Source organism: Teichococcus aerophilus (assembly GCF_014490485.1).
Taxonomy (GTDB): domain Bacteria; phylum Pseudomonadota; class Alphaproteobacteria; order Acetobacterales; family Acetobacteraceae; genus Pseudoroseomonas; species Pseudoroseomonas aerophila.
This window is the reverse complement of record NZ_JACTVA010000003.1, coordinates 1-25,450: the sequence shown is the minus strand read 5'-3', so window position 1 is coordinate 25,450 and position 25,450 is coordinate 1. Positions and strand designations below refer to the sequence as shown.

Below are 25,450 nucleotides of genomic sequence, written 5' to 3'. Positions count from 1 at the left end.
TGAATGGCATTGCTCGAAGTCGATAATCTGCAGACGCATTTCCGCACCCCCGACGGCGGTGTGAACCGTGCCGTCGATGGTCTCTCCTTCTCGGTGGAGGCGGGTGAGACCGTGGCCATCGTGGGTGAGTCCGGCTGTGGCAAGTCCGTCACCTCCATGTCCATCCTGCGGCTCATCCCCGAGCCGCCGGGCAAGATCGCCGGCCAGATCCGCTTCAATGGCAAGAACCTGCTGGAGATGTCGGACCGCGAGATGCGCGCCATCCGCGGCAACGAGATCAGCATGATCTTCCAGGAGCCGATGACCTCGCTGAACCCGGTGCTCAGCATCGGCAATCAGATCGGTGAGGCGCTGGTGCTGCACCAAGGCCTTTCCAAGCGCGAGGCCGAGGCCAAGGCGGTGGAGATGCTGACGCTCGTCGGCATCCCGGCGCCGGACAAGCGGGTGAAGGAATATCCGCACCAGCTCTCCGGCGGCATGCGTCAGCGCGTGATGATCGCCATCGCTTTGGCCTGCAACCCGAAGCTGCTGATCGCCGACGAGCCGACCACCGCGCTGGACGTGACCATCCAGGCCCAGATCCTGGACCTGATGCGCGACCTGAAGCACCGCGTCGGCGCCGCCATTGTGCTGATCACCCACGATCTCGGCGTCGTCGCCGAAGTCGCGGAGCGGGTAATCGTCATGTATGCCGGCCGCAAGGTCGAGGAAGCGCCCGTTGGCGAGTTGTTCAACAACCCGAAGCACCCCTACACCAAGGGCCTGCTGGGCGCGGTGCCGAAGCTCGGCTCCTCGCTCACCGGTGAGAGCACGCGCCTGGCCGAGATTCCCGGCTTGGTGCCGAGCCTGAAAAACAAGATTCAGGGCTGCGTCTTCGCAGGACGCTGCCCCGAGGCCACCGAGCTGTGCCGGGAGATCAACCCGGCGCTGGAACTGAAGGCACCGCGCCACCAGGCTGCCTGCCATTACGCGACCAAGGAGGCTGTGGCCGCATGAGCATGACGATGGGTCGTTCCCCTGCCAACCCGTCGGCACCTGCCGGGCGTCCGCTGTTGGAGGTCAATGACCTCAAGAAGCACTTCCCCATCAAGGCGGGCTTCTTCGGCGGTAAGACCGGCAACGTCTACGCCGTGGACGGCGTGACCTTCCACATCAACAAGGGTGAGACGCTGTCGCTGGTCGGTGAATCCGGCTGCGGCAAGTCCACCGTCGGCAAGACCCTGCTGCGCCTGTACAACCCGACGGACGGTCAGGTGGTGCTGGATGGCCAGCGGATCGACGATCTGTCCGAGGGCAAGCTGCGCCCGGTGCGCCGCCGCATTGGCGTCGTGTTCCAGGACCCGTTCAGCAGCCTCAACCCGCGCATGCGGGTGCGGGACCTGCTGGCCGAGCCGATCCGCAACTACGGGCTGGCGAAGAACGGCGCCGACCTGCAGGCGCGGCTGGACAAGCTGATGGACACGGTCCGCCTGCCGCGGGATGCCGTGAACCGCTTTCCGCACGAATTCTCGGGCGGCCAGCGCCAGCGTATCTGCATCGCCCGTGCTTTGGCCGGTGAGCCAGAGCTGATCATCTGCGACGAGGCGGTCTCCGCCCTCGACGTGTCGGTGAAGGCGCAGATCGTGAACCTGCTGCAGGACCTGCAGAAGGACCTCGGCCTGGCGCTGCTGTTCATCAGCCACGACCTCGCGATCGTCGAGCACATGACGCACCGCGTGGCGGTCATGTATCTCGGCAAGATCGTCGAGATCGCGCCGAAGCGCAGCCTGTTCGCCGCGCCGAAGCATCCGTACACGGAAGCGCTGCTCTCCGCCGTGCCGGTGCCGTCGCCCGGCCAGGCGCGCAAGCGCATCATCCTGAAGGGTGACGTGCCGAGCCCGATCAAGCCGCCGAAGGGCTGCCGCTTCCACACACGCTGCCCCTACGCCTTCGACCGCTGCCGGGTGGATGAGCCGCGCTTGCAGCAGACTTCGCCCGAGCATTGGTCCGCCTGCCACCTGCACGACCTGCCGGCGGCCGAGAACCCGCTGGCGCGCGATACGGTCCTGTATTCGTAAGACGACAGGGAAGGGGGCTTCGGCCCCTTTTCTTGTGGCGTTACTTGCGAACGCCTCTCAATATCAATATATTTGCTGAGCTTTTCATACGTGATCTTGCTGCCTTCGCTTGACGGGTGAAGGGGCTTGGATGACCTTCTCCGTTCAAGGTCGCCGCACGTCGCGGCGCCGTCGCTTGGGGGAGACGAAGAATGCCGCAGGTCACGGTGACCGTGAACGGCCAGGCCCATACGGTCGAGGTCGAAGCGCGCACGCTTCTGGTTGAGATGCTCCGGGAACAGCTGCGCCTGACCGGCACGCATGTGGGTTGTGACACCAGCCAGTGCGGCGCCTGCGTCGTGCATGTGAATGGTGAGAGCGTGAAGGCCTGTACGCTGCTGGCGGTGCAGGCCGAAGGCGCGCAGGTGACGACCATCGAGGGACTCGCGGCGGCCGACGGCACTCTGCACCCGATGCAGGAAGCCTTCCGCGAATACCATGCCCTGCAATGCGGCTTCTGCACGCCCGGCATGGTGATGAGCGCCATCGATCTGGTGCAGAAGAACCCGCAGGGCCTGACGGAACACGAGATCCGCGAAGGGCTCGACGGCAACATCTGCCGCTGCACTGGCTACCACAACATCGTCAAGGCGATCTCGGCCGCCGCCGAGGTCATGCACGGCCAGCGCGCCGAGCTGGCGCCGGCCGGCTGAGGGGGACGCGCCATGTATGATTTCGCCTATCACAAGCCGACTTCCGTGGCCGATGCGGTCAAGATCCTGTCCGAGGACCCGGACGCCAAGCCGATCTCCGGTGGCATGACGCTGCTGCCGGCGCTGAAGCATCGCCTGAACCGCCCGACCTCGCTGGTCGATCTCGGCGGCATTGCCGAGCTGAAGGGCGTGAAGCGGGAAGGGGATGCCATCGTCGTCGGCGCCATGACCACGCATTACGCCGTGGCGACCGACCCGCTGCTGAAGCAGTCGATCCCTGCGCTGGCGCGCATGGCTTCCACGGTGGGGGACACGCAGGTCCGCAACCGCGGCACGCTGGGCGGCAGCCTGGCGAACAACGACCCCGCTGCGGACTACCCGGCCGCCGCCGTGGCGCTGGGCGCCACCTTCATCACCAACAGCCGCCGCATTTCGGCGGAGGATTTCTTCCAGGGTATGTTCACCACGGCGCTGGAGCCTGGTGAGCTTCTCGTGGCCGTGTCCTTCCCGATCCCGGAGAAGGCGGGCTACGCCAAGCTGCGCAACCCGGCCAGCCGCTACTCCATGGCCGGGGTGTTCATCGCCAAGACCGCTGGCGGCGTCCGCGTCGGCGTGAATGGCGCCGGGCCCGGCGTGTTCCGGCAGACCGAGATGGAGACGGCACTTTCCGCCAACTGGTCGGCCACGGCGCTGGACGGTGTGCGGCAATCCCCGGACTCGCTGAACAGCGACATCCATGGCAGCGCCGAGTACCGCGCGAATCTGGTCGAGGTCATGGCCAAGCGCGCACTGGCCGACGCGGGCTGAGACGGCGTGGCGGGCGCGCTCGCGCCCGCCTGCCGAAACGCGGTTACGCACAACGAAAAATCCGATGCCGTAACGCTTCAGCTGGCTCGGGGATGCACCAGAATCGCAGGTGGCTTATCGATTCGACTGGCAATCGGTGCCGTGCGGTGCAAGGATAAGAACGCCGGTCCTGCATCCCGTCGGGCCGTGTGCTTTTTTACGGATACGAGACGCAGTGTTTCCGGACAACGATTCGCAGGGTGGCACCGGGCCGATTGAGGCCGAGGTGAAGTGGTACAACGGCCGGAAGGGTTTCGGCTTTGTGCTTGGGCCGGATGGCCAGGATGTGTTCTTCCACGCTTCGGCACTGACTGAGGCGGGAATTGAGCCCCCTGAGACTGGCGACAAGCTGGTCTGCGAGATTGGCTCGGACCGCCAGGGCCGCCGCCTCGTGACGAAGATCCATGAGCGTAAGCTCGGCCCGGGCGGCGGGGATCGCCCGCCGCGCCGCGAGTTCGGCAATGACCGCTTCGGCGATCGTGCGCCGCGCCGCGACTTCGGTGACCGTCCGCCCCGCCGCGACTTCGGCGGCCCGCCGAGCGGTGGCTTCGGCGACCGTCCGCCCCGCCGTGACTTCGGCGGTGGTGGTTTCGGCGCTCCCGGTGGCTTCGGCGACCGTCCGCCGCGCCGCGACTTTGGTGGTGGCGACCGGTTCGGTGGTGGTGGTGACCGTTTCGGCGGTGGTGGCGATCGCTTCGGTGGTGGCGGCGGCGGCTTCGGTGCCCCCCGTTCCTTCGGTGACCGTCCGCCGCGCCGCGACTTCGGCGGCCGTGACGATAGCGGCCCGACGCAGAGCGTCAGCGGCACCGTCAAGTGGTTCGACCAGGTGCGCGGCTTCGGCTTCGTGACCCCCGATGACGGTGGCCAGGACGTGTTCCTGCACTCCTCCGTTCTGCAGCGCGCCGGTAAGCAGGAAGTGCAGCAGGGCGAGAAGGTGTCGCTGGAGGTCAAGGACGGTCAGCGTGGCCGTCAGGCCGTGATCATGAAGGACTGAGCTTCGGCTCAGCCTTCCAGGAAGAAGCCCTCGGCACGCTGTGCCGGGGGCTTTTTTTGTGCTCAGGCAGCAACCTTGAAGGAATAACAAAATTATTTCGTGAATTGCGCTCGATAGGTCACGCCATCCGCGAAATATCGCGTCAAGCTGCTTGGTTGTGCCAGGAATGGCTTCTATATAACGCTGATAGAGCGTTCATATCAGAAACCAGCACATCCAAGGCGCAGTCGATATGTCCAAGATCCATGTCATCCACGAAAACCCCGTGTGGCTTCCGCCGCTGGCCGATGCCTTCGACCGGATCGGTCTGCCCTGGGGTGAGCTCGACCTCTCCCGTGGTACTTTCGACCTCGCCTCCGTGCCGCCCGAGGGCGTCTACTACAACCGGATGAGCGCCTCATCTCACACCCGCGGCCACCGCTACTCGGCGGAGCTGACGGCGGCCGTACTGGCGTGGCTGACGCGGCACGGCCGTCGTGTAGTGAACGGCCCGCGCGCGCTGGACCTGGAGATCAGCAAGGTACGCCAGTACGCGGCGCTGGAAGCCGCCGGCCTGACCGTGCCGCACACGGTGTTGGTGCAGGACGATACGGACGCCATCCTGGCCGCCGCGCGCCGCCACTTCGCGCCGGGTCCGCTGATCCTGAAGCCCAACCGCGGCGGCAAGGGCCTTGGCGTCCGGCTGTTCAATTCCGTCGAGGCCCTGGCTGACTATTTCACGACGGCACCGGCTGATGAGGCGCCGGTGGATGGTATCTGGCTGCTGCAGGAATATGTCCGCGCACCGCGCCCGGTGATCACCCGCGCCGAGTTCGTCGGCGGCCGCTTCGTCTACGCCGTGGAGGTGGATACGACGGCGGGCTTCGAGCTATGCCCGGCCGATGCCTGCGCGGTGGGCGATGCCGCTTGCCCGGTCGGCACGGAGGTGCAGGCCCCGGCCCAGCGCTTCACCATCCTGGAGCAGGGGATCGAGCCGCAGCTCCGCAGCCGCCTGGAAGGCTTCCTGGCGCAGAGCGGCATCGACGTCGCCGGCATCGAGTTCATCCGTGACGCCAGTGGCCGTGTGCTGGTCTACGACGTGAACACCAACACCAACTACAACCCGGCCGCCGAGGAAGCCGCCGGCGTCGCCGGTACCGCCCAATCCGGCCCCGGTGCCCTGGCCGCCTTCCTCGCAGCTGAACTAGCCGGCAAGCAACGCCTGGCAGCCTGACTCTGTCCAAGCCGCTTATCACGCTTCGATAGCGTGATAGAAGCCTCCGGTTCCTCGGGCCGGAGGCGTCTGCGCTTTCGCGACCTGCTGCGCGTCTGGCGAAAGCCTCCGTTGCGGGCAGGGGGCGGAAGGCGGCATCCTTCATCCCGCATGACCCTGCCTGTCCCGATTTCGCGCCTCACGCATGGCTTCCGCGATACTGCGCTGTTCAAGCCCCGCTCGGTCGTCTTACTCGCGGATGCGAGTTTGCCGGAAGCACAGATCCTGGCAGCCAATCTGGGCGGCGGCGGTTTTCACGGCACGCTCCACGCGGTCGGCATCGTCGCCCCAGGCCTGAGCTCGGCCTTGAGCGTCGCGGATTTGCCTGAAACACCCGACCTCGCCGTGCTCTGCCTGCCATCCGCCGCGCAGGAGGCCGCCATGCTCGCGCTGGCGGCGCGGGGCTGCTTCGCGGTCGTGGTGCCCGTCGCGGCGCCGGAGATCGCGGCGCTCTCCGCCCGCACCGGGGTGCAGGCCTTTGGGGCGCATAGCTTCGGGTTGTGCCTGCCTGCCATCGGGCTGAATGCCAGCCTGTCCCACCTGCATCCGAAGCCAGGCCGTCTGGCGCTGCTGTGCCAGTCCGCCGCCATCGCACGCGCGGTGATCGACTGGGCGGCGGGAGAGAATCTCGGCTTCAGCCATATCGTCGGCATCGGCACCAACCAGGGCCTGGGCTTCGCCATGGCGTTGGACTGGCTGGCGCGGGATGCCGCGGCGGGCGCGGTGCTGCTGGATGTCCGCCGGATCAAGAACCGGCGGATGTTCATTTCCGCCGCCCGGGCCACGGCGCGGACCCGGCCGGTGGTCGCCCTGCGCCCCGGTGGCCGCCAGGGCGACGCATCCGGCATCACCGACGCAGTGATGGAAGCGGCCCTGCGCCGTGCCGGCGTCCTGCGCGTCGATAGCTACGAGGACCTGTTGGCCGCTGCCGAGACGCTGGCCCGCGTCCGCGCCGCCCGCCGCGTGGGGCCGGATGCCGTGGCGGGGGACCGCATCGCCATCGTCGCCAACGGGCAGGGTCCGGCGCTGCTGGCAGCGGATGCCGTGATCCGCGGCGGTGGCCGGCTGGCCCGCTGGGGCGATGCGGCGGCGACGACCCTGTCCCTGGCGCTGCCGGATGCCACCAGCGGCAACCCGGTGCTGCTGCCGCCCGGGCAAAGCCACCGCCTGGCCGAAGCCGCCGCGCTGCTGGCCGCGATGCCGGAGGTAGATGCGGTGGTGGCGCTACATGCCCCGGTGGCCGGCGATGGCTCCGTCGCGGCGGCGGCCATGACGGCGGCCGCCAAGGCCACGCGGGGCGCGCCGGTGCTGCTGGCCTGGATGGGCCAGGCCGGCGCCGCCTGGCGGGCGCTGGCCGAGGCCGGGATCGCCGTCTTCGCCTCGCCGGAGGCCGCCGTCAAAGGCGCGCTGCATCTGGCGATGGACCACCGTAACCGCGCCGCCGCCGCCGAGCTGCCGCCGCATGACGTGCTGCGCCTGACGCCGGACCGCGCCGCAGTGCGCCGCATCCTGGATACCGCCCGCGCCGAACTTCGCTTCTCCCTGAACGAGGACGAAGCCCTGGCCATCCTCGCCGCCTACGGCCAGCCTGTCGTGCGGGGGGAACGGGTGGCGGATGCCGTCGGGGCGGCGGAGGCCGCCGCGCGGCTGGGCTTCCCGGTGGTGCTGAAGCTCTCCAGCCCCGACCTGCCGCGCAAGACCGAAGTTGGCGGCGTTGCGCTGGGGCTGGAGGACGCGGCGGCGGTGGAGCACGCGGCCCATTCCATGCTGGCGCGCGTACGGCAGGAACGGCCCGCTGCCCGCCTGGACGGCTTCCTGGTGCAGCACCAGGCGGGGCGCGGCTGGCCCCGCGCGCATGAGCTGCGCCTGCGGCTGGGCGACGACCCGATGTTCGGCCCCTGGATCAGCTATGGCCGCGGCGGCACCACCTCCGACTTCGAGCCGGACGTGGCGTTCGACCTGCCGCCCCTGAACCGCACCCTGGCCCTCGCGCAGATTCGCCGCACGCGGGGTGCGCGGCTGCTGGAAGGGTTTCGTGACCTTGCTGCCGTCGAGCTGGACCGGGTGGTGGATGCGCTGGTCCGGCTCTCGCAGATCGCCGTGGATTTTTCGGAGATCGAGGACCTCATCATCAACCCGCTCCTGGCGCGGGGCGGGGAGGTGGTGGCGCTGGATGCCTCGGTGCGCCTGCGGCGGGACGTGCCACCGGGCGCCGCGCTGGCCATCCCGCCTTACCCAGCCGAACTGGTGCATGTCTGGCAGGCCAAGGACGGGCGGGAATTGCTGATCCGCCCCATCCGGCCGGAGGACGCCGAGGCCCATGCGGAAGCCTTCCGGCAACTGACGCCGGAGGATATCCGCTGGCGCTTCTTCAACCAGCTCCGCAGCCTGCCGCCCGAGCAGATCGCCCGCATGACGCAGATCGATTACGATCGGGAGATGTGCTTCGTCGCCGTGGAGCGGCAGGCGGAGGGGCGTGGCCGGACCGTCGGCACCGCCCGGCTCATCCGCGCCCCGGGCAGCGACACCGGCGAATTCGCCGTGGTGACTCTGCCGGGCTGGAAGGGCCAGGGGCTGGCCAGCCACCTGATGCGGCGGCTGATCGAGTGGGCGAGGGCGCAAGGCCTGCGCGTTGTCGCTGGTCAGGTATTGGCGGATAACCGGCCGATGCTGCGCTTCGTCCAATCCCTCGGCTTCACGCTGAAGCGCTCGGCGGAGGACGAGGACGTGATGGAAGCACGCATGGAGCTGTGAGGGCGGGCCAGCCGGCCCGCCCTCACGTCGTTCAGCGCGCCGCCGTCTCGCGGATCAGGTCGCGGATGCGGTTGGCGGCGGCGGCGCCCTTGGGGGCGTCACGCCAGGCGGCCTCCGCCACGCGCTGATGCGCGGCGATGGCTTCGTCCGCGGCGGTGATGCTGCCGACGCCGATGCCGGCGCTGGCCGTCATCTCGGCTGCGAAGGGGCTGACGCAGACATGCGCCCGTTCCCGCCCGCGCAGCACGATGAAGTTGCCGGCGGGCTCGGACGCCAGCAGGCCCAGCTGCAGGCCGATCGGCACGCTTTCCATCAGGTTGGCGATGCTCTCCGCCTCCGCCCGCGCGGCCAGGCGGCAGCGGGTGCGGGTGCGCTCGGATACCGCCATGCCGGCGGCCACACCATCCATCAGCATGCGGCGGATGGCGGTCTCGGACAGCATGGCGATGATGTTGGCGCGGCGGGACTGGTGCAGCTTCTTGCGCGCCACCAGCAGGCCCATCGCCTGGTCGGCGGCGGCGCGGGCGGCCACGCGTTCCTGCGCCTGGTCGGCGGCTTCGGCCCAGGCCTCGGCCAAGGCGCCGTCATAGGCCTCCGTCGTGGTCTGGTAGCAGATGGCACCGCCGACCTGCAGCACCTGGTCCGCCTGCTCCTCCACCTGCCGCAGCCGTTCCTGGAAGGCGAGGGGGCGGGAGAAATATTCGACGCCGATGCCCAGCAGGGACAGCGGCGAGATCTTCAGCAGTTCCGCGAGGCGCCGGATCGTGTCCAGCTTGATGACCTCGCCCTTCTCGTATCGGTACAGCGCGGCGCGGGAGACGCCCAGGCGCGCGGCGATCTCCTCCGCCCGCATGCCGGATTCCAGTCGATAGGCGCGCAACTGTTGACCGATATCGGCAAACCGCATGGAACCTCTGTATCAGTATGACCCGGACATGATCGCCCATCGCAAGAGAGCCGTCTCATGAGATGGGCGGCTGACGGAAAAATGCGGTGCTGCCTTCGCAAAGGCAACACCGATTCTTAACCACTGACACAATAAAGCGACGGTCCCGCTAGCCTTCGGCGACGGGATGAGCCGACATGATCTCCAGCGCCTTCACCAGTGCCGAATGATCCAGCTGCCCGGCACCGGCCGCCACGCAGGCGGAGAACAACTGTTGGGTCGAGGCCGTGTTCGGCAACGCCACGCCCAGTTCCTTGCCCGATTGCAGCGCCAGGTTGAGATCCTTCTGGTGCAGGGCGATGCGGAAGCCCGGGTTGAAGGTGCGCTTGATCATCCGCTCCCCATGCAGCTCCAGGATGCGGGAAGTGGCGAGGCCGCCCATCAGCGCCTGCCGTACCTTGGCCGGGTCGGCGCCGGCCTTGGAGGCGAAGACCATCGCCTCGCCCACCGCCTCGATCGTCAGGGCGACGATGATCTGGTTGGCCACCTTGCAGGTCTGGCCGGCACCGGTGCCGCCCACCAGTGTGATGTTCTTGCCCATCGCCTCGAACAGCGGCTTCGCCCGCTCGAACGCCGCATCGCTGCCGCCGACCATGATGGTCAGCGTCGCCTGCTGCGCGCCGACTTCGCCGCCGGAGACCGGGGCATCGAGGTAGTCGCCGCCCTTCTCCTGGATGCGGGCGGCGAAGGTCTTGGTGGCCGTCGGGCTGATCGAGGACATGTCGATCACCAGCTTGCCGGCGCCGATACCCTCCGCCACGCCGCGCGGGCCGAACAATGCCGCTTCCACATCGGGGGTGTCGGGCACCATCAGGATGGTGGTTTCGGCGGCGGCGGCCACGGCGGCTGGGTCGGCCAGCACGGTGGCCACCTGGCGGATCTCGTCCTTCAGGCTGGCACGCTCGGGGACGAACAATTCATGCCCGGCCTTCTGCAGGTGCAGCGCCATGGGGCGGCCCATGATGCCCAGGCCGATGAAACCGATCTTCATGTTGAGTTTCCCCTCTTGATCAGGATTTGTAGGGCGCGAACCAGCCGAGGCCGGCCACCGTCTCGCCCAGCGGGCGGTATTCGCAGCCGATCCAGCCGCGGAAGCCCAGCGCGTCGATCCGCTCGAACACGAAGGGCCAGTTCACCTCGCCGGTGCCGGGCTCGTTGCGGCCGGGCACGTCGGCCACCTGCATGTGGGCGATGATGGGCAGGTGCTTCTCCACCCGCTTCACAATGTCCCCCTCCGTTACCTGGCAGTGGTACAGGTCGAACTGCAACCCCAGCTTCTCCGGCCCCACGGCGGCGATGATGGCGGCGCCCTGGTCCATGGTGTTGAGGAACATGCCGGGGATGTCGCGGTGGTTGATCGGCTCGATCACCGGCTTCACGCCGGCCTTGGCCGCTTCCTCGGCCGCCCAGACCAGGTTGGCGGTGTAGGTGCCGGTCAGCGTATCCCGCGCCACGTCGGCAGGGGCCAGGCCGGCCATCAGGTGCAGCCGGGGGCAGGACAGGGCGGTCGCGTATTCCAGCGCCTTCTTCACGCCATCGCGGAATTCCTGCTGGCGGCCCGGGATGCAGGTGGTGCCGCGCTCGCCATTGGCCCAGTCGCCCGGGGGCGCGTTGAACAGCACCTGCTGCAGGCCGTTATCGGCCAGCCGCTTGGCGATGTCGGCGGCGGCAAAATCATAAGGGAACAGGAACTCTACGGCGGTGAAGCCGGCCGCGCGGGCGGCGGCGAAACGGTCCAGGAAGGGCAGCTCCTGGAACATCATCGACAGGTTCGCGGCGAAGCGCGGCATACGTCTCTCCCATTTTTGCGGCTTCGCCCATGCAGGCACGAAGCTGGACGGGCACGCTAGAGCGGGCAGCCAGAAGAGCAAGTCTTCGCGGGCAAAGCAGCGTCCCTGGCGGAAGCGAAACGGCTCGGGCAATCTGCGCCTTATGAGCCCGTCCTCCCCCCCCGACCCCCATATGCTTCGCCCGGCGCGGCTGCTCGGCCTGACCGCGCTGGTCGCGCTGGCGGTCGGCTGCCTGCTGGTGCTGCGCCCCTTCATCTCGGCGCTGCTCTGGGCCGCCATCCTCTCCTACTGCACCTGGCCAATCTTCCGCCTGGTACGGGAGCGGCTGAAGCTCTCCGCCACGCTGGCCGCGCTGCTGATGGTGACGGTGGAGATGATCCTGGTCGGCCTGCCGCTGCTCTTCGCCGCGCCAATCCGTGCCGATGACCTGCAATGGCTGCGTGAGACGGTGGAGACCTTCATCTCCGGCGGCTTCCCCGGCGTCAGCGAGCAACTGGGCCACATCCCATTCGTCGGCGGCTGGCTGCAGGAACGCTTCGCGGCGTTGCAGCTGGATTTCTCGCCGCTGACCAATCTGGTCCGCCCCTATGCCGGCACCATCGCGCAAAGCGCGCTGAGCGTGCTCCTGGCGGTGCTCTCGGGCGTGGCGGAGCTGGTGATCGCCATCCTGCTCTCGTTCTTCTTCTACCGGGACGGGCCGCGCATGGCCTCGGTGGTCGAATCGCTGGTGATGCGCATCGCCGGGCCGCAGGGCCGCCGGCTGGTGCAGCTGACCGCCGCCGTCACCACCGGCGTCGTCTACGGATTGCTGGGTACCGCCGTGGCGCAGGGCGCGCTGACGGCCTTGGGGCTATGGATTTCCGGCGTGCCGCAGCCGGTGCTGTTCGGCATCATCGCCGGCATCATCTCCATCTTGCCGGTAGGTGCACCCGTTGTGTGGTTGCCGGCGGCCATCTGGCTGTTCGCGCAGGGCGAGACCTTCTGGGGTATCTTCCTGCTGGTCTACGGCGCCGCCGGCATCAGCAGCGTCGACAACGTCATCCGCCCTTGGCTGATCAGCCGTGGTGCTGACCTGCCGCTGCTGCTGACCATCCTGGGCGCGCTGGGCGGCGTCTTCGCCTTCGGCTTCCTCGGGCTGTTCCTGGGGCCGGTGCTGCTGGCCGTCGGCTTCACCCTGCTGCGGGACTGGGCGGAAGAGGAACCCTGAGCCGCCGCAGGGCCGGGGGAGCACTCTCCCCCGGCGATAGCTTCAACGACCGACGGCGTAGCCCTGCATGCCGCGCGGGTTGGCACCGGCGAACATCTGCCCATCCGCTTCCAGCCGCGCCGCGGAGAGGCGGCCTTCGGACCAATCGCCGCCCAGCTCCGCCTGGTGGCCACGGGCCAGCAGCGCATCCAGCACCGCTTGGCCCAGCCGGCCTTCCAGCACCGCCTTGCCCGGGCGCGCGACGCGCGGCCAGAAGGAGGACGGCCAGTGCTCGCTATGGAAGGCGGGCGCGTCGATGGCCTGCTGGATGTTCAGCCCGTGGTCGAGCATGCGGGCCAGCATGATGGGCTGCCACTGGTCCTGCTGCTCCCCACCCGGTGTGCCGAAGGACATCCATGCCTTGCCGTCCCGCAGCGCCATGCCGGGGGAGAGGGTGGTGCGCGGCCGCTTGCCCGGCCTCAGGCCGTTGGGCAACGACTCGTCCAGCCAGAACATCTGGCCACGGGTGCCGAGCGCGAAGCCCAGCTCCGGAATGGCCGGGGAGGATTGCAGCCAGCCGCCGGAGGGGGTGGCCGAGACCATGTTGCCCCAGCGGTCGATGACATCGACATGGCAGGTATCCGCGCCGGAGACGCCGAGGCGGGAGACGGTGGGCTCGCCCGCGCCGGCGGCGCCGAGCAGGGAGAGGCGAGATTCCGCCGCATGGTCCACCCAGGGGGTACGGCCATCGATACTGCCGGGGCGCAGTTCCATCGACGCCTGCTGGCCGATCAGCTTGCGGCGCTCGGCGTTGTAGGATTCGGACAACAGTTGCTGCATCGGCACATCGACGAAATCCGGGTCGCCGTAGAAGGCTTCCCGGTCCGCGAAGGCCAGCTTCATGGCTTCCAGGACGGTGTGGACGAACTCGTCGCCATTCGTATCCATCGCGCCGACATCGAAGCCGTTGAGCAGCGCCATGGTCTGCAGCATCGCCGGGCCCTGGCTCCACGGGCCGCATTTCAGCAGAGTGGTGCCGCGATAGTCATAGGCCAGCGGCGTCTCCACGGGCGCGCGCCAGCGCGCCATGTCCTCGCCGGTCAGCACGCCGCGATGGTGGCGACCGGAGGCATCCAGCACATCCGTCTCCCGGCAGAAGCGGTTGATCGCCTCGGCGACGAAGCCTTCGTACCAGGCGCGGCGCGCGGCATCGATCTGCGCCACCCGGTCCCCGCCCGCGGCGGCGGCTTCCTTCAGCACGCGCACATAGGTGGCGCCCAGCGCCGGGTTGGCCCACAGCTTGCCGGGCTTCGGCCCGCCATCGCGCAGCCACACGGCGGCGGAGGAGGTCCACTCGCTCTCGAACAGCGGCTTCACGGTCTGGATGGTGGCGCAGATGCGCGGCACGTAGTGGATGCCGCGCTGGGCGTAGCCGATGGCGAATTCCAGCACGTCCGCCAGCGCCCAGGTGCCCCAGTCCCGCAGCATCGTCGCCCAGGCATCGAAGGCGCCCGGCACCATGGCGGCCAGCAGGCCGGTGCCGGGAATCAGGTCCAGCCCGAGCTCGCCCTTCACCTTCGCCACGCTCAGCCCGGCAGGGGCGACGCCCTGACCGCAGATGACGTGCTGGGTGCCGGCCTTGGCGTGGTGGATGATGATCGGGCAATCGCCCAGCGGGCCGTTCAGATGCGGCTCGGCCACCTGCAGGGTAAAGCCGGCGGCGGCGGCGGCGTCGAAGGCATTGCCGCCGCGCTCCAGCACCGCCATCGCCACCTGGCTGGCGATCCAGTGCGTGCTGCCGACGACGCCAAAGGTGCCGGCGATTTCAGGGCGAGTTGTGAACATTTGGTTGCTCCCGGGGAGGGGGCGGCCAAAAACGCGCCCCGGCTGCTTGCGTCCTTCCCTCTGCGCGCGGAAAAGCAGCGGGTCAATCGGAGGGACGTCATGTCGGGCTGGCTGGTGACGGTGGTGGGGCCTTCGGGCGCTGGCAAGGACACGCTGCTGGGCGTGGCGCGCGCGGCCCTGGCGGAGGACCCGCGCTTCGTCTTCGCCCGCCGCGTCATCACCCGCCCGGCGGAGGTGCTCGCCCATGCCGGCGCGGAGGACCACCTGCCGCTGAGCGAAGCCGAATTCGGCATCGCGCGGGATGCCGGCGCTTTCACGCTGCATTGGCAGGCGCATGGCCTGCACTACGGAATTCCCAACAGCATTCAGGCGGACCTGCTCGCCGGGCGCGTCGTCATCGCCAATCTCTCGCGCTCCGTCCTGGCGGAAGCGCATGGGCGGTTCCGGCTGCGCGTCATCAACGTGACGGCGCCGCCAGCGGTGCTGGCGGCACGGCTGGCCGGGCGCGGGCGGGAAACGGCGGAAGAGATTACCGCCCGCCTGGCCCGCACGGCGCCGCTGCCGGCGGGGCTGGACGTGGTGGACGTGGTGAACGACTCCACGCCGGAGGAAGGCGCGGCCCGCCTGTTGGCCGCGCTGCGGGACGTGGCGGGCTAGGCACCCGCCACGCGCTGCCTTTACGGGTGCAACTCGGTATTCGGCGTGTTGCCCTCGGTCTGGTCGATGACCAGCAGGCGGACGGTTTCGGTGCCGATCGTCTCGCCGAAATGCCAGTGGTCCAGCATCTCCACCACGACGTCGCCGGGCTTGTACGTCCAGTCGCGGCCCTCGGGCGTCGCGACGCGTAACTCGCCGGCCAGCACGTAGGCGATGCGCTGCTGCGGGTGCCGGTGCACGGGCAGGCGGGCGCCGGGCGGAATTTCGTAGGTGGTCACGACCAGCGTGCCGTTCTGGTGCGGGAAGCGCAGCGGCTGGCCGAGCGCCGTGGTGCTGCTGCGATAGATCTCGCGTACCACCGGCTTGGCCGGCTGGGCTTCCGCCTGCACCGGCGGTTGGACGCACGCGGCCAGGGGCAACAGGGCAAGGGCGGGCAGCACCGCCAGCAGCCGTGGGAATCGCATGGTTCTTGGGTCTCCTCCGGCCCGCCGGATGGCTGCCAAGCCTTTGCTGTCACCGATTTCGTTGCGTGGATAGACGAATTTCTTGCGCTGGACGCAAACGCAGGGCGCGGCCGCTGGTCACCCAGCGGCCGCGCCCCGTTTAGCCGGCAAGCGGCAGTCGCTCCGCCAGCAGGAAGGGCACGCCGCGCTGCGGCTGGGTGAACAGGCACAATTCCCGCACGATGCGCGGCCGGGCGGCGGCTTCACCGACAGCGGCCTCGGCGGCGGGGAGCACGATGGCCTTCTCCTCCGCCGTCAGGCGGCGGGAGAGGGTGAGGTGGAAGAACCATTCCTCGAACACGTAGGGGTAGCCCCAGCGCGCCAGGAACCCCCGCTGCCGCTCGTTCATCCGGTCCGGGTTGCGGCGGGCGATCTCGGCCTCGGTGGGCGGGGCGCGGTGGGCGTCCAGTGCCCGCACGCAGTCATCGGCGAAGGCCTGCAAAGCCGGGCAGGGCTCGCTTTCCGTCAACGCCAGGAAGCCGCGCAGGTCGGTCACGCGCAGCGGCGGCAGGGCGAAGGGCGCCGTGCGGGCAGCCAGTTGCGCCGCCGCCTCCCGCGCCGCGGCGTAGGAGGTGGCGAGGTGGAAGGGCGGCTTCAGCGTCGCGTGGAAGCCGTAATTACCGGCCTCCGCGGTGATCTCCGCGATGTCCACGCCCGGCAAGGGGGATTGGGGGTAGGTCGCCCCCGTCTCCGTATCCCGCCCCAGCCAGCGGGAGGCCGCCGTGTGCAGCGGGTCCCCGACCTCCGGTGCCCAGTAGAGGGCGAGCCGCGCGCTCACGCCACCCGCTCTCCGGCCCGCCAGACGCTGCGTACCACCGGCATGTGGCCCAGCGGGCGGATACGGACGAGATCCGCGCGGCGCCCCGCCTCGATACGGCCGCGATCCGCCATCTTCAACATGCGCGCGGGTGCATCGGTGATGGTGGCGACGGCGGCGGCCAGGGAGATCCCGGTCTCCGCCGCCGCGCGCCACACGGCCTCGATCATCGCGGGGGGCACATAGTCGCTGGCGAAGACATCTACCAGGCCCTTGCGGACCAGGTCCACCGCCGCGACGTTGCCGGAATGGCTGCCGCCGCGCACCAGGTTGGGCGCGCCGGCGATGATCTGCATGCCGTGCCGCCGCGCCGCTTCCGCCGCCAGCATGGAAACGGGGAATTCCGAGATCATGATGCCGTCGGCTTCATTCTCGGCAATCTCGTCCTCCCGCCAGTCGTCGTGGCTGGCCAGCGGCAGATTGCGGTAGGCGATGCGCTCCAGCAACGCGCGGCGCTGCGGGCCGCGCAGGCGCTCCCGCTGCGTCAGCAGCTTGTCGATGCGCTTCTCCACTTCCTGCATCGGCATGGAGCGGGCGCGCATGTTGCGGTAGCGCTCGATATCCGCGTACTGGCCGACGCCGGGCGAATGGTCCATCAGGCTGACCATGCGCACCGCCGGGTGGTCCGCCGCCGTTTCCAGCAGCGGCATCAAATCGGCGGCCGGCAGCTCGCAGCGCAGATGCAGGAAATGCTCGCTCTTCAGCAGTCCGGTGGCGCTGAGGAAATCGAGGTCCTTCACGCCGTTCAGGAACGTCTCGGTCCGCTCCGCATCGAAGCCGAGATCGCCCAGGCACAGCGCATCCAGCACCGTCGTCACGCCCGCCGCCGCCGTCTGCGCATCGTGCGACAGGAAGGCGGAGCGGGAGGGCCAGCGCGCCGTGGCGCGGGGCTGCACCTGGCGCTCCAGGTTGTCGGTATGGACGTCGATGACGCCGGGGATCAGGTGGTCCCCATCCAGGTCGATGGCGCCGGGGGCATGGCTGCGGCCCGGCTGCATCTCAGCGATCAGCCCGTCGCGCAGCACCAGCGTGCCGGGCTCGATGGCGTCGGGGAGGACCAGCAGGGCGTTGGTCAGAATCATCTCGGTGGTCATGCGGCGTCCTGGATGGGCAAAACTTCGAAAAGCCGGTCCGCCACCCGGTCGCGCACTTCCACGTCGTGGAAGATGCCGATGATGGCGGTGCCGGCGGCCTTCGCCTCGGCGATCAGGGCGATCACCACCTCGCGGTTGGCAGCGTCGAGGCTCGCGGTCGGTTCGTCCAGCAAGAGGATGGGGTAGCCGGGTGCGAAGCCGCGGGCAAGGTTCACCCGCTGCTGCTCGCCGCCGGAGAAGGTGGCGGGGGGCAGATGATGCAGGCGGGGCGGCAGGTTGAGCCGCAGCAGCAGCTCCTCCGCCCGGGCGCGGGCGGCGTCCGGCGCGGCACCGCGGGCGATCAGCGGCTCGGCCACGATATCCAGCGCGCCAATGCGGGGAATGACGCGCAGGAACTGCGACACATAGCCCAGGGTCTGCCGGCGGATCTCCCGCATTGCGCGGGCGTCGGCGGCGGTCAGCTCCACATCCTGGCCGTCATGGCGGATGTGGATGCGGCCTTCCTCGGCGCCGTAATTGCCGTAGAGACAGCGCATCAGAGTGGACTTGCCCGCACCGGAAGGCCCGGCCAGCGCCACACACTCACCCGGCGCCACCGAGAAATCGACATGCTCCAGCACCGGGATACGGACGCTGCCTTGCAGGTGCAGGCAGAAGCTCTTGCCCAGGCCTGTGGTCCAGAGAGATGCGCTCATGCCGCCAGCACCGATGCGACCAGGAGTTGCGTGTAGGGATGCTGCGGGTCGTCCAGCACCCGGTCGGTCAGCCCGTGCTCCACCACCTGGCCATGGCGCATGACCATGATCCGGTGGGCCAGCAGGCGGGCGGCGGCGATGTCGTGCGTCACCAGCAGCACGGCGATGCCGAGATCGGCCACCAGGGCGCGGATGAGGTCCAGCAACCGCGCCTGCACGGAGACATCCAGCCCGCCGGTCGGCTCGTCCATGAAGACCAGGCGGGGGCGCGTGACCAGCGTGCGGGCGATCTGCAACCGCTGCTGCATGCCGCCGGAGAAGGTGCGGGGCAGGTGGTCGATCCGGGCGGGGTCGATCTCCACCCGCTGCAGCCACTCGGTCGCCTCGCCCCGGATGTTGCCGTAGTGGCGGGAACCGATGGCCATCAGCCGCTCGCCCACATTGCCACCGGCGGAGACGCCCATCCGCAACCCATCCCGGGCATGCTGATGCACGAAGCCCCAGTCGGTGCGCATCAGGCGGCGCAGCGCGGCCTCGCCCATGTCGTGCACCGGGTGGGCGGTGCCGTCCGGCGCGCGGTAGGTGACCTCGCCCGCATCGGGTCGCATCTGCCCGGCCAGCACCCGCAGCAGGGTGGACTTGCCCGAACCGGATTCACCGACGATGGCAACCACCTCGCCCGGGTGGATGTCGATCGCCACGTCGTCCAGCGCCTTCACGGCACCGAAGGAGAGGCGGAGGCCGGAGGCCTCCAGCAATGCCTCGCTCATGCCGCTTCGCCTTTCGCGTTCTCAGTCTGCTGGTCTTCCTGGCGCGTCTCGCAGTAATCGGTGTCCGAGCAGACGAACATCCGGCCGCCGCGATCGTCCGTGACCACCTCATCGAGGTAGGAACTGCGCGAACCGCACAGCTCGCAGCTTGCATTGGCGCGATGCGGGCGGAAGGGATGGTCCTCGAAGTCCAGGCTGCGGACCTCGGTGTAGGGCGGGACGGCGTAGATGCGCTTCTCCCGCCCCGCGCCGAACAACTGCAGCGCCGGCATCCGGTCCATCTTCGGGTTGTCGAAGGCCGGGATGGGGGAGGGCGACATCAAATAGCGCCCATCGACCATCACAGGGTAGCTGTAGGACGTGGCGATGTGCCCGTGCCGGGCGATGTCCTCATACAGCTTCACATGCATCAGGCCGTAATCGGCCAGGGCGTGCATGCGCTTTGTCTCGGCCAGGCGCGGCTCCAGCCGGAACAGCGGCTCCGGCATCGGCACCTGGTAGACGAGGATCTGCGCTTCCGTCAGCGCCGCTTCCGGAATGCGGTGCCGGGTCTGGATGATGGTGGCGTCGCCGGTATGCGTCGTCGTCTCCACCCCCGCCACGCGGTTGAAGAAGCGGCGGATGGAGACGGCGTTGGTGGTGTCGTCCGCGCCCTGGTCGATCACCTTCAGCACGTCGCCCGCGCCCAGCACGGCGGCCGTGACCTGGATGCCGCCGGTGCCCCAGCCATAGGGCAGCGGCATCTCCCGCGCGCCGAAGGGCACCTGGTGGCCGGGGATGGCCACCGCCTTCAGCAGCGCGCGGCGGATCATCCGCTTCGTGTTCTCGTCCAGATAGGCGAAGTTATAGGCCTCGTCGCGGTTCATGGTTCCACCTGCTCCGGCTCGGCTTGGGAAGCGACGGTTGCGCGCATCAGGCGCACCACTTCCAGCTCGCTCTGGAAATCGACGTAGTGCGGCAGCTTCAGATGCTCGACGAAGCCGGTCGCCTCCACATTGTCGCTGTGCAGCAGGACGAACTCTTCATCCTGAGCGGGGGCGGTGCGGTCCTCGCCCAGCTCGCCCGCCATCAGCGCGCGGTCCACCAGCGCCATGGACATCGCCTTGCGCTCGCCATGGCCCAGCACCAGCCCGTAGCCGCGGGTGAATTGCGGCGGCTCGCTGCGGCTGCCGTGGAACTGGTTGACCATCTGGCATTCCGTGACCTCGATCTCGCCGATCTCGATCTCGAAGCCCAGCTCCGGCGGGGTCAGGCAGACGGTGACGCTGCCCTGGCGAATCTCGCCGACGAAGGGGTGGCTGTTGCCGTAGCCGCGCTGGGTGGAATAGCCCAGCCCGAGCAAAAAGCCCTCGTCGCCGCGCGCCAAGTTCTGCAATCGCGTGGAGCGCGCGGCGGGGAAGGAGAGCGGCTGGCGCGTCAGATCCGCCGGCTCCTGCGCCGCGTCCTCCTCCCGCCGCATCAGGCCTTCTCGGGAGAGCAGTTCGGTGACGCGCGGGGCCACCGCATCTTCCGCTTCCGCTTCCACCTCCGGCGCGGGGGCGGGTGGCTCGCCAGCGGCGGCGAGGGCGAAATCCAGCAGGCGGTGCGTGTAGTCGAAGGTCGGGCCCAGCACCTGCCCGCCGGGCAGATCCTTGTAGGTGGCGGAGACGCGGCGGCGGATCAGCATCGCCGCCGTATCGAGCGGCTCAGCGTAGCCAAAGCGGGGCAGGGTGGTGCGGTAGGCGCGCAGCAGGAAGGCGGCCTCGATCAGGTCGCCCTTCGATTGCTTGATGGCCAGCGCTGCGAGATCCCGGTCATGGCAGGAGCCTTCCGTCATCACCCGGTCCACTGCCAGGCCGAGCTGCTGGCCGATCTGCGCGACCTCCAACTCGCTCACGGCGGCATCGCCCCGGCGGGTCTCGGCCAGCCAGGCATGGGCGTTGCCGATCGCGCGCTCACCGCCCTTTACGGCGACATAGGCCATGGCTCAGCCCTCCTCGATCAGGGTGGTGCGGGGCAGCGCGGCGATGCGGTCCCCTGCGCAGAGGATGACGTCCACGCCGCGTGGGAACAGGCCGCGCCGGGCAGCCCGGTCGGCCAGGAAGCCATCCGGCAGGCCGCGCACCGCCAGGCGATGCTCGGCCTCGATGCCGGGGCCGCGCAAGCGCCAGCCGCTGCCGGCTTCCAGCGCTTCGACCTGGATCACCAGCGTGGCGCCGCGTTCCGGCTCCTCATCCGTCCCGGCCTGCAGGGTGGCCAGGGCGGGGGGTGGCGTCACCGCCAGCACGAAGGCGGCGCTGCCGGCGGCGGTCATCGGGCAACCGCAGTGGAAGCGCAGCCAGGCATCGGCCTCGGCGCCGGCATCATGGTGCAGCGGCGTCTCGGCATCGGCCAGGGTCAGCAGCACGGCGGCCGTAGCGGGGTGCAACGGCGCGGGCGGGGTCAGGCCCGATGCCAGGGTCTGCACGCGGCCGGGGCGGCTCAGCGCCTCCAGCACCGCGCGGAAGCAGGACTGGGCGTCCTGCACGGGGTCGGCGAAACCGGGGCGCATCATCGCATATTCGCCATGGTGAAGAATTGCACGCGGGTGGCGGCGGCCTTGCGGCTCTCGGTGGCCCGCGCCTCGGCCTGGGCGGCCGCCAGCGGTTCGATCACGGCCGCCAGCAGGGCGGGGCGTTGGGCCGCATCCTGCAGGGCGGCGTCCAGCACCGCCGCCAGCTCTGCCTGGCTGCGGTCCCGCCCGGCGACATAGGCGTGGCCGACGGTATCGCCACCTTCCAGCGTCACCGCGCAGCGGGTGACGGTCATTTCGGAAAGGTTGAAGGCGGCGCCGTCGCCGCCGGCACGGCCGCGCAGCATGACCAGGCCGGTTTCCGGCCCGCGCAGGCGGGTATGAGGTGGCAGGGGCGGCACGGTATGCAGGCAGGCCCTGATGGCGTCGGCACTGGCTTTCGCCAGCACGCCCATCCAGCGTTTGCGCGCTTGAAGATCCTCGGACAAGGTCAGCTCCGTGTCCTGTTGAGATGTCTAGACGAGTAGATATCTAACAGGCTAACGTCAATGGAGAATGTGGCAGCCACCGGAGCAGAACGGGTTGAAGCTTTCATGACACTCCCCCCGCATCCCGAAACCCGGCCATTGGCGAGGGGCGAGGGCGTGGCGCTTTGGCGGCAGATCGCCCAGGCGCTGGAACATGCCATCACCAGCGGCCAGCACCCCCCGGGATCCCGCCTGCCGACCGAGGCGGAGCTCTCCGCCCGCCACGGCGTCAACCGCCATACCGTGCGCCGCGCACTGGACGCGTTGAGCGCCCGTGGGTTGATCCGCATCGAGCAGGGGCGCGGCTCCTTCGTGGCGGAGGACGTGGTCGATTACCCCGTCGGCCCCCGCACGCGTTTTTCCGAATTAATCCGCGCGCAGAACCGCGACCCCGCCGGCCGCATCCTGCATGTCGGCGAGCAGCCGGCCGATGCGGCGGTGGCCGAGGCGCTGCGCCTGCGCCCGGGCCGCCCGGTGCTGGTGGTGGAGCGGCTGGGCTTGGCTGATGGCCGCCCGGTCGTGGTCGGCACCCACCATTTCGTGCTGCCGCGCTTCCAGCAACTGCCGTCGGCCTTGCAGCAGGATGGCTCCATCACCCGCGCCCTGGCGGCCTGCGGCGTGCCGGATTACCGCCGCGTCTCCACCCGTCTCACCGCGCGCATGCCAACGGCCGAGGAAGCCGAGGCCCTGCAGCAGAACCGCAACCGCCCGGTGATGGTGGCCGAGGCGCTGAACAGCGACCCGGACGGCCTGCCTATCGACTACACCCTGTCGCGCTACGCCGCCGGGCGCGTGCAGATCCTCATCGACGGCAGCGGAGACAGCCTATGAACGACTGGACGATCAGCGGCGGCCGCGTGCTGCGCGAGGGCACGCTTGCGGAGGGGGACCTCCATCTCGCCGCCGGCATCGTCGCGGGGCAGCGCGCCAGCGGTGCGCGGCGCCTGGATGCCACCGGCCTGCTGGTGCTGCCCGGCATCGTGGATATCCATGGCGACGCGCAGGAACGGCAGTTGCAGCCGCGCCCCGGCATCGGCATTCCCACCGCGCTGGCGCTGCGGGATTCGGAAGCGCAGTTGCTGGCCGCCGGCATCACGACCGCCTTCCTCGGCGTCACGCTGTCCTGGGAGCCGGGCTTGCGGTCCCTGCCGGCCTGGCGCGCACTGCTGGATGCGCTGGACGAGGCCCGCCCGCACATGGCGGCCGACCTGCGCGTGCATCTGCGCTTCGAGGTCGACAACCTGGCCGCCATGCCGGACGCGCTGGCCGATATCGCCGCCGGCCGTGTGCATTTGGTGGCCTTCAACGACCACACGCCCAGCATCCTGAAGAAGCTGAAGGACGATGTGCAGGCCGCGAAATTCGCCGGCCGGGCCGGCGTCGATGTCGCCACGTTGCGGCAATTGGCCGATGCCGTCGCCGCCCGCCGGCCGGAGATGCCGGAAGCGCGCCGGCAGCTTGCCGACGCTGCCCGGGATGCCGGCCTGCCCATGGCCAGCCATGACGATGCCAGCGTGGCGGAACGCGAGACCTTCCGCGCCCTCGGCGCTGGCATCTGCGAGTTCCCGATGGCCGAGGAGGTCGCCGCCGCGGCCCGCGCGGCGGGGGAGGCGGTGGTGATGGGCGCGCCGAACGTGGTGCGCGGCGGCAGCCATATCGGCTGGGCGCACGCGGCGCCGCTGGCGGAGCGCGGCCTGGTGACCGTTCTGGCCTCCGACTACGTCTGGCCGGCAATGATGGAGGCGGCCTTCGTGCTGGCCGGGCGCGGGGTGCTGGACCTGCCGGCCGCCTGGGCGCTGATCAGCGCCAACCCCGCCGAGGCGACCGGCCTGGCCGATCGGGGCACCCTGGCCGACGGGCGGCGGGGCGATGCGGTGCTGGTGGATGCCGCCCGCCGTGCACCCGTGGCGACGTTCTGCGCCGGCCAGTTGGCCTGGATCTCGTCGGCCGGCGCGGCGCGTCTGGCGGGGTGAGGGATGCGGCAACCTGGATCGCGGCAACGCGGTCCAGGAAGCGGCTTTCAGGTGACCGCTCCGGGTCGATAAAGCCGAAGGCGTGAAGCCCATGTGCGGCTGAAGCAACCCCGCCAGCCAGCAGGGCGCACTTCAAAGTAGCGCTCAAGCTCGCGCAAAGAAAAACCCCTGGGTGCCGAAGCACCCAGGGGTTCTACAGAATGGCTCCCCGAGTTGGACTCGAACCAACGACCTAGCGATTAACAGTCGCGTGCTCTACCAGCTGAGCTATCAGGGATCACTGTGTTGGCGGCGATATAGCGAGATGACCGGGGGCCTGCAAGAGGTCTTTGCCATCATTTTTTATACCGCTTTTCGTCGTAGTCGTAGTTGGAGGCCTGAGCGGGAATCGAACCCACATTCACGGATTTGCAGTCCGTTGCATCACCATTCTGCCATCAGGCCGTAGGGCGCTGTATCGGGTGCAGCGGCGCAGCGGTCAAGAGGCGAGGCCGAAAATCACGCGGCGTTCAGCGCGGCGACATGGGCGCCCGGTGGACGGAACTTGCACGTCCGGCTGTGCGGGACTGCGCCTTCCGGCAATGGCACGAAAGGCAGATGGGCGGCGCGGGGCAGGCCGCCCGTGCCTTATGCTTGGCCCCATGCTGCACCGCGCCTATAACGCGCCCACGCGCGGTGGACGGTCCGCGCTGTGGACGAGGATGAGCGGCCGATGAATCTCGCCGATGCGCGCAAGTGGATGGTGGACGGGCAGGTGAAGCCCAACAAGGTCACGGACCTTCGCATCATCGAGGCAATGCTGGACCTGCCCCGGCACCTGTTCGTGCCTGCCGCCGTGCGGGCCCGCGCGCATGCCGATGAGGATGTGCCGCTGGGCCATGGCCGCGTGCTGATGCAGCCGATGATGCTGGCCAAGCTGCTGCAGCTGGCGCAGGTGCGGGATGGCGAGGCCGCGCTGGTCCTCGGTGCCGGCGCCGGCTACGGCGCCGCCGTGCTGGCCCGCATGGGCGCCAAGGTGACGGCGGTGGAGAACGATGCCGAGCTGGTCGCGCTCGGCCGCGCCGCCCTGGCCGAGATTTCTGTCGCCCCCGGCTCCCTGCAACTGGTGGAATCTGCCCCGATCGAAGGCGGCCCCGCCGGCACGGCCTACGACCTGATCGTGATCGAGGGCGAGGTGCCCGAGATCCCCGCCGCCATCTCCGACCGCCTGGCCGAGGGCGGCCGCCTGGTCGCCGTGCGCCGCCAGCCGGGCAAGGCGGGCGCGGGCATCCTGGGCCGCCGCATTGGTGGTGGCTTCAGCGTGACCGAGGCGTTCGACTGCACCACTGCCCCGCTGCCCGGCTTCGTGCGGGATGCCGGCTTCGTCTTCTGATCCGGCCCTTCTGAACGGCCCGCCGGCACATCTGCTGGCCGGGGCTGCCGACCTCGTCTAATCTCCCGCCCGCCGGGCCGTGCCCGGCCTGGGCGAGGAGAATGGGCGATGTCGATGAAGAAGGTGATGTCGGCGTCGGGGCTGCTGGCGCTGCTGGCGGTGAGCGGCGCGCAGGTTGGCGTGGCGCAT

25 protein-coding genes and 2 tRNA genes are annotated in these 25,450 nt (G+C 69.4%); 12 read left to right on the top strand and 15 right to left on the bottom strand.

The window, feature by feature from the left end:
- Positions 1 to 3 precede the first annotated feature (3 nt).
- From IBL26_RS02560 to IBL26_RS02530, 7 genes are all read left to right on the top strand, one after another.
- Entirely contained in the window at positions 4 to 996 is a 993-nt protein-coding gene (locus tag IBL26_RS02560) for an ABC transporter ATP-binding protein (RefSeq protein ID WP_187782883.1), read from the top strand.
- Entirely contained in the window at positions 993 to 2,057 is a 1,065-nt protein-coding gene (locus IBL26_RS02555; protein ID WP_187782882.1) for an ABC transporter ATP-binding protein, read from the top strand. The genes IBL26_RS02560 and IBL26_RS02555 overlap by 4 nt, the downstream gene beginning before the upstream one ends.
- Before the next feature lie 191 nt (positions 2,058 to 2,248).
- Positions 2,249 to 2,749: a (2Fe-2S)-binding protein gene (locus IBL26_RS02550; RefSeq protein ID WP_187782881.1), complete on the top strand. Its 501-nt coding sequence runs from the start codon at positions 2,249 to 2,251 to the stop codon at positions 2,747 to 2,749.
- Positions 2,750 to 2,761: 12 nt separating this feature from the next.
- The gene (locus IBL26_RS02545) at positions 2,762 to 3,556 is read left to right on the top strand and encodes an FAD binding domain-containing protein (protein ID WP_187782880.1); all 795 of its coding nucleotides are present in this window, start codon (positions 2,762 to 2,764) and stop codon (positions 3,554 to 3,556) included.
- Positions 3,557 to 3,665: 109 nt separating this feature from the next.
- Positions 3,666 to 4,589, top strand: a complete 924-nt coding sequence (locus tag IBL26_RS02540) for a cold-shock protein (protein ID WP_206684127.1) — start codon at positions 3,666 to 3,668, stop codon at positions 4,587 to 4,589.
- A gap of 232 nt (positions 4,590 to 4,821) precedes the next feature.
- Positions 4,822 to 5,802: an ATP-grasp domain-containing protein gene (locus IBL26_RS02535; RefSeq protein ID WP_187782879.1), complete on the top strand. Its 981-nt coding sequence runs from the start codon at positions 4,822 to 4,824 to the stop codon at positions 5,800 to 5,802.
- Between the two features lie 150 nt (positions 5,803 to 5,952).
- Positions 5,953 to 8,595, top strand: coding sequence for a bifunctional acetate--CoA ligase family protein/GNAT family N-acetyltransferase (locus IBL26_RS02530; RefSeq protein WP_187782878.1), 2,643 nt, complete (start codon positions 5,953 to 5,955; stop codon positions 8,593 to 8,595).
- A 31-nt stretch (positions 8,596 to 8,626) separates the two neighbouring features.
- Here IBL26_RS02530 and IBL26_RS02525 read toward each other — a convergent pair whose 3' ends face one another.
- The 3 genes from IBL26_RS02525 to otnI form a co-directional block, all read right to left on the bottom strand.
- Positions 8,627 to 9,502 carry a helix-turn-helix domain-containing protein gene (locus IBL26_RS02525; protein ID WP_187782877.1) on the bottom strand — a complete coding sequence of 292 codons (876 nt, stop codon included), beginning with the start codon at positions 9,500 to 9,502 and terminating at the stop codon, positions 8,627 to 8,629.
- A gap of 148 nt (positions 9,503 to 9,650) precedes the next feature.
- On the bottom strand, positions 9,651 to 10,532 hold the full coding sequence (locus IBL26_RS02520) for a 2-hydroxy-3-oxopropionate reductase (RefSeq protein WP_187782876.1): 882 nt from the start codon (positions 10,530 to 10,532) through the stop codon (positions 9,651 to 9,653).
- Between the two features lie 19 nt (positions 10,533 to 10,551).
- On the bottom strand, positions 10,552 to 11,331 hold the full coding sequence (otnI, locus tag IBL26_RS02515) for a 2-oxo-tetronate isomerase (RefSeq protein WP_187782875.1): 780 nt from the start codon (positions 11,329 to 11,331) through the stop codon (positions 10,552 to 10,554).
- A 172-nt stretch (positions 11,332 to 11,503) separates the two neighbouring features.
- Here otnI and IBL26_RS02510 point away from each other — a divergent pair, with 172 nt between their 5' ends.
- Entirely contained in the window at positions 11,504 to 12,538 is a 1,035-nt protein-coding gene (locus IBL26_RS02510) for an AI-2E family transporter (protein WP_241748924.1), read from the top strand.
- A gap of 42 nt (positions 12,539 to 12,580) precedes the next feature.
- Here IBL26_RS02510 and IBL26_RS02505 read toward each other — a convergent pair whose 3' ends face one another.
- Positions 12,581 to 14,362: a gamma-glutamyltransferase family protein gene (locus tag IBL26_RS02505; RefSeq protein ID WP_187782873.1), complete on the bottom strand. Its 1,782-nt coding sequence runs from the start codon at positions 14,360 to 14,362 to the stop codon at positions 12,581 to 12,583.
- A 99-nt stretch (positions 14,363 to 14,461) separates the two neighbouring features.
- Between IBL26_RS02505 and phnN the strand changes: the two genes are divergently transcribed.
- On the top strand, positions 14,462 to 15,019 hold the full coding sequence (gene phnN, locus IBL26_RS02500; RefSeq protein ID WP_187782872.1) for a phosphonate metabolism protein/1,5-bisphosphokinase (PRPP-forming) PhnN: 558 nt from the start codon (positions 14,462 to 14,464) through the stop codon (positions 15,017 to 15,019).
- Positions 15,020 to 15,039: 20 nt separating this feature from the next.
- Here phnN and IBL26_RS02495 read toward each other — a convergent pair whose 3' ends face one another.
- The 9 genes from IBL26_RS02495 to phnG form a co-directional block, all read right to left on the bottom strand.
- Positions 15,040 to 15,483: a cupin domain-containing protein gene (locus IBL26_RS02495; RefSeq protein WP_187782871.1), complete on the bottom strand. Its 444-nt coding sequence runs from the start codon at positions 15,481 to 15,483 to the stop codon at positions 15,040 to 15,042.
- Between the two features lie 139 nt (positions 15,484 to 15,622).
- Positions 15,623 to 16,300, bottom strand: a complete 678-nt coding sequence (locus tag IBL26_RS02490) for a DUF1045 domain-containing protein (protein ID WP_367615357.1) — start codon at positions 16,298 to 16,300, stop codon at positions 15,623 to 15,625.
- Positions 16,297 to 17,433, bottom strand: a complete 1,137-nt coding sequence (locus tag IBL26_RS02485; protein WP_187782870.1) for an alpha-D-ribose 1-methylphosphonate 5-triphosphate diphosphatase — start codon at positions 17,431 to 17,433, stop codon at positions 16,297 to 16,299. Before IBL26_RS02485 ends, IBL26_RS02490 begins: the two co-directional genes overlap by 4 nt.
- A complete protein-coding gene (phnL, locus tag IBL26_RS02480) occupies positions 17,430 to 18,128 on the bottom strand; it encodes a phosphonate C-P lyase system protein PhnL (protein WP_187782869.1) in 699 nt (232 codons plus the stop codon). Before phnL ends, IBL26_RS02485 begins: the two co-directional genes overlap by 4 nt.
- The gene (gene phnK / locus IBL26_RS02475; protein WP_187782868.1) at positions 18,125 to 18,898 is read right to left on the bottom strand and encodes a phosphonate C-P lyase system protein PhnK; all 774 of its coding nucleotides are present in this window, start codon (positions 18,896 to 18,898) and stop codon (positions 18,125 to 18,127) included. The genes phnL and phnK overlap by 4 nt, the downstream gene beginning before the upstream one ends.
- Entirely contained in the window at positions 18,895 to 19,764 is an 870-nt protein-coding gene (locus IBL26_RS02470; RefSeq protein WP_187782867.1) for an alpha-D-ribose 1-methylphosphonate 5-phosphate C-P-lyase PhnJ, read from the bottom strand. Before IBL26_RS02470 ends, phnK begins: the two co-directional genes overlap by 4 nt.
- Entirely contained in the window at positions 19,761 to 20,861 is a 1,101-nt protein-coding gene (locus tag IBL26_RS02465; protein ID WP_187782866.1) for a carbon-phosphorus lyase complex subunit PhnI, read from the bottom strand. The genes IBL26_RS02470 and IBL26_RS02465 overlap by 4 nt, the downstream gene beginning before the upstream one ends.
- Positions 20,862 to 20,864: 3 nt before the next feature.
- Positions 20,865 to 21,431 carry a phosphonate C-P lyase system protein PhnH gene (phnH, locus tag IBL26_RS02460; protein ID WP_241748921.1) on the bottom strand — a complete coding sequence of 189 codons (567 nt, stop codon included), beginning with the start codon at positions 21,429 to 21,431 and terminating at the stop codon, positions 20,865 to 20,867.
- Complete coding sequence (gene phnG, locus IBL26_RS02455; RefSeq protein ID WP_367615356.1) at positions 21,428 to 21,877, bottom strand: phosphonate C-P lyase system protein PhnG; 450 nt, start codon at positions 21,875 to 21,877, stop codon at positions 21,428 to 21,430. The genes phnH and phnG overlap by 4 nt, the downstream gene beginning before the upstream one ends.
- A gap of 105 nt (positions 21,878 to 21,982) precedes the next feature.
- Between phnG and phnF the strand changes: the two genes are divergently transcribed.
- Positions 21,983 to 22,747: a phosphonate metabolism transcriptional regulator PhnF gene (gene phnF / locus IBL26_RS02450; RefSeq protein WP_187782865.1), complete on the top strand. Its 765-nt coding sequence runs from the start codon at positions 21,983 to 21,985 to the stop codon at positions 22,745 to 22,747.
- Positions 22,744 to 23,889 carry an alpha-D-ribose 1-methylphosphonate 5-triphosphate diphosphatase gene (locus IBL26_RS02445; RefSeq protein ID WP_187782864.1) on the top strand — a complete coding sequence of 382 codons (1,146 nt, stop codon included), beginning with the start codon at positions 22,744 to 22,746 and terminating at the stop codon, positions 23,887 to 23,889. The genes phnF and IBL26_RS02445 overlap by 4 nt, the downstream gene beginning before the upstream one ends.
- Positions 23,890 to 24,090: 201 nt before the next feature.
- Here IBL26_RS02445 and IBL26_RS02440 read toward each other — a convergent pair.
- Positions 24,091 to 24,166 (bottom strand) — tRNA-Asn (locus tag IBL26_RS02440).
- Between the two features lie 93 nt (positions 24,167 to 24,259).
- A tRNA-Cys gene (locus IBL26_RS02435) sits at positions 24,260 to 24,333 on the bottom strand.
- 268 nt (positions 24,334 to 24,601) lie between these two features.
- On the opposite strand from IBL26_RS02435, the gene IBL26_RS02430 reads away from it, so the two are divergent.
- Positions 24,602 to 25,261 (top strand): protein-L-isoaspartate O-methyltransferase family protein, encoded by a 660-nt coding sequence (locus IBL26_RS02430; RefSeq protein WP_187782863.1) that lies wholly within the window; start codon positions 24,602 to 24,604, stop codon positions 25,259 to 25,261.
- The last annotated feature ends 189 nt before the right edge of the window (positions 25,262 to 25,450 follow it).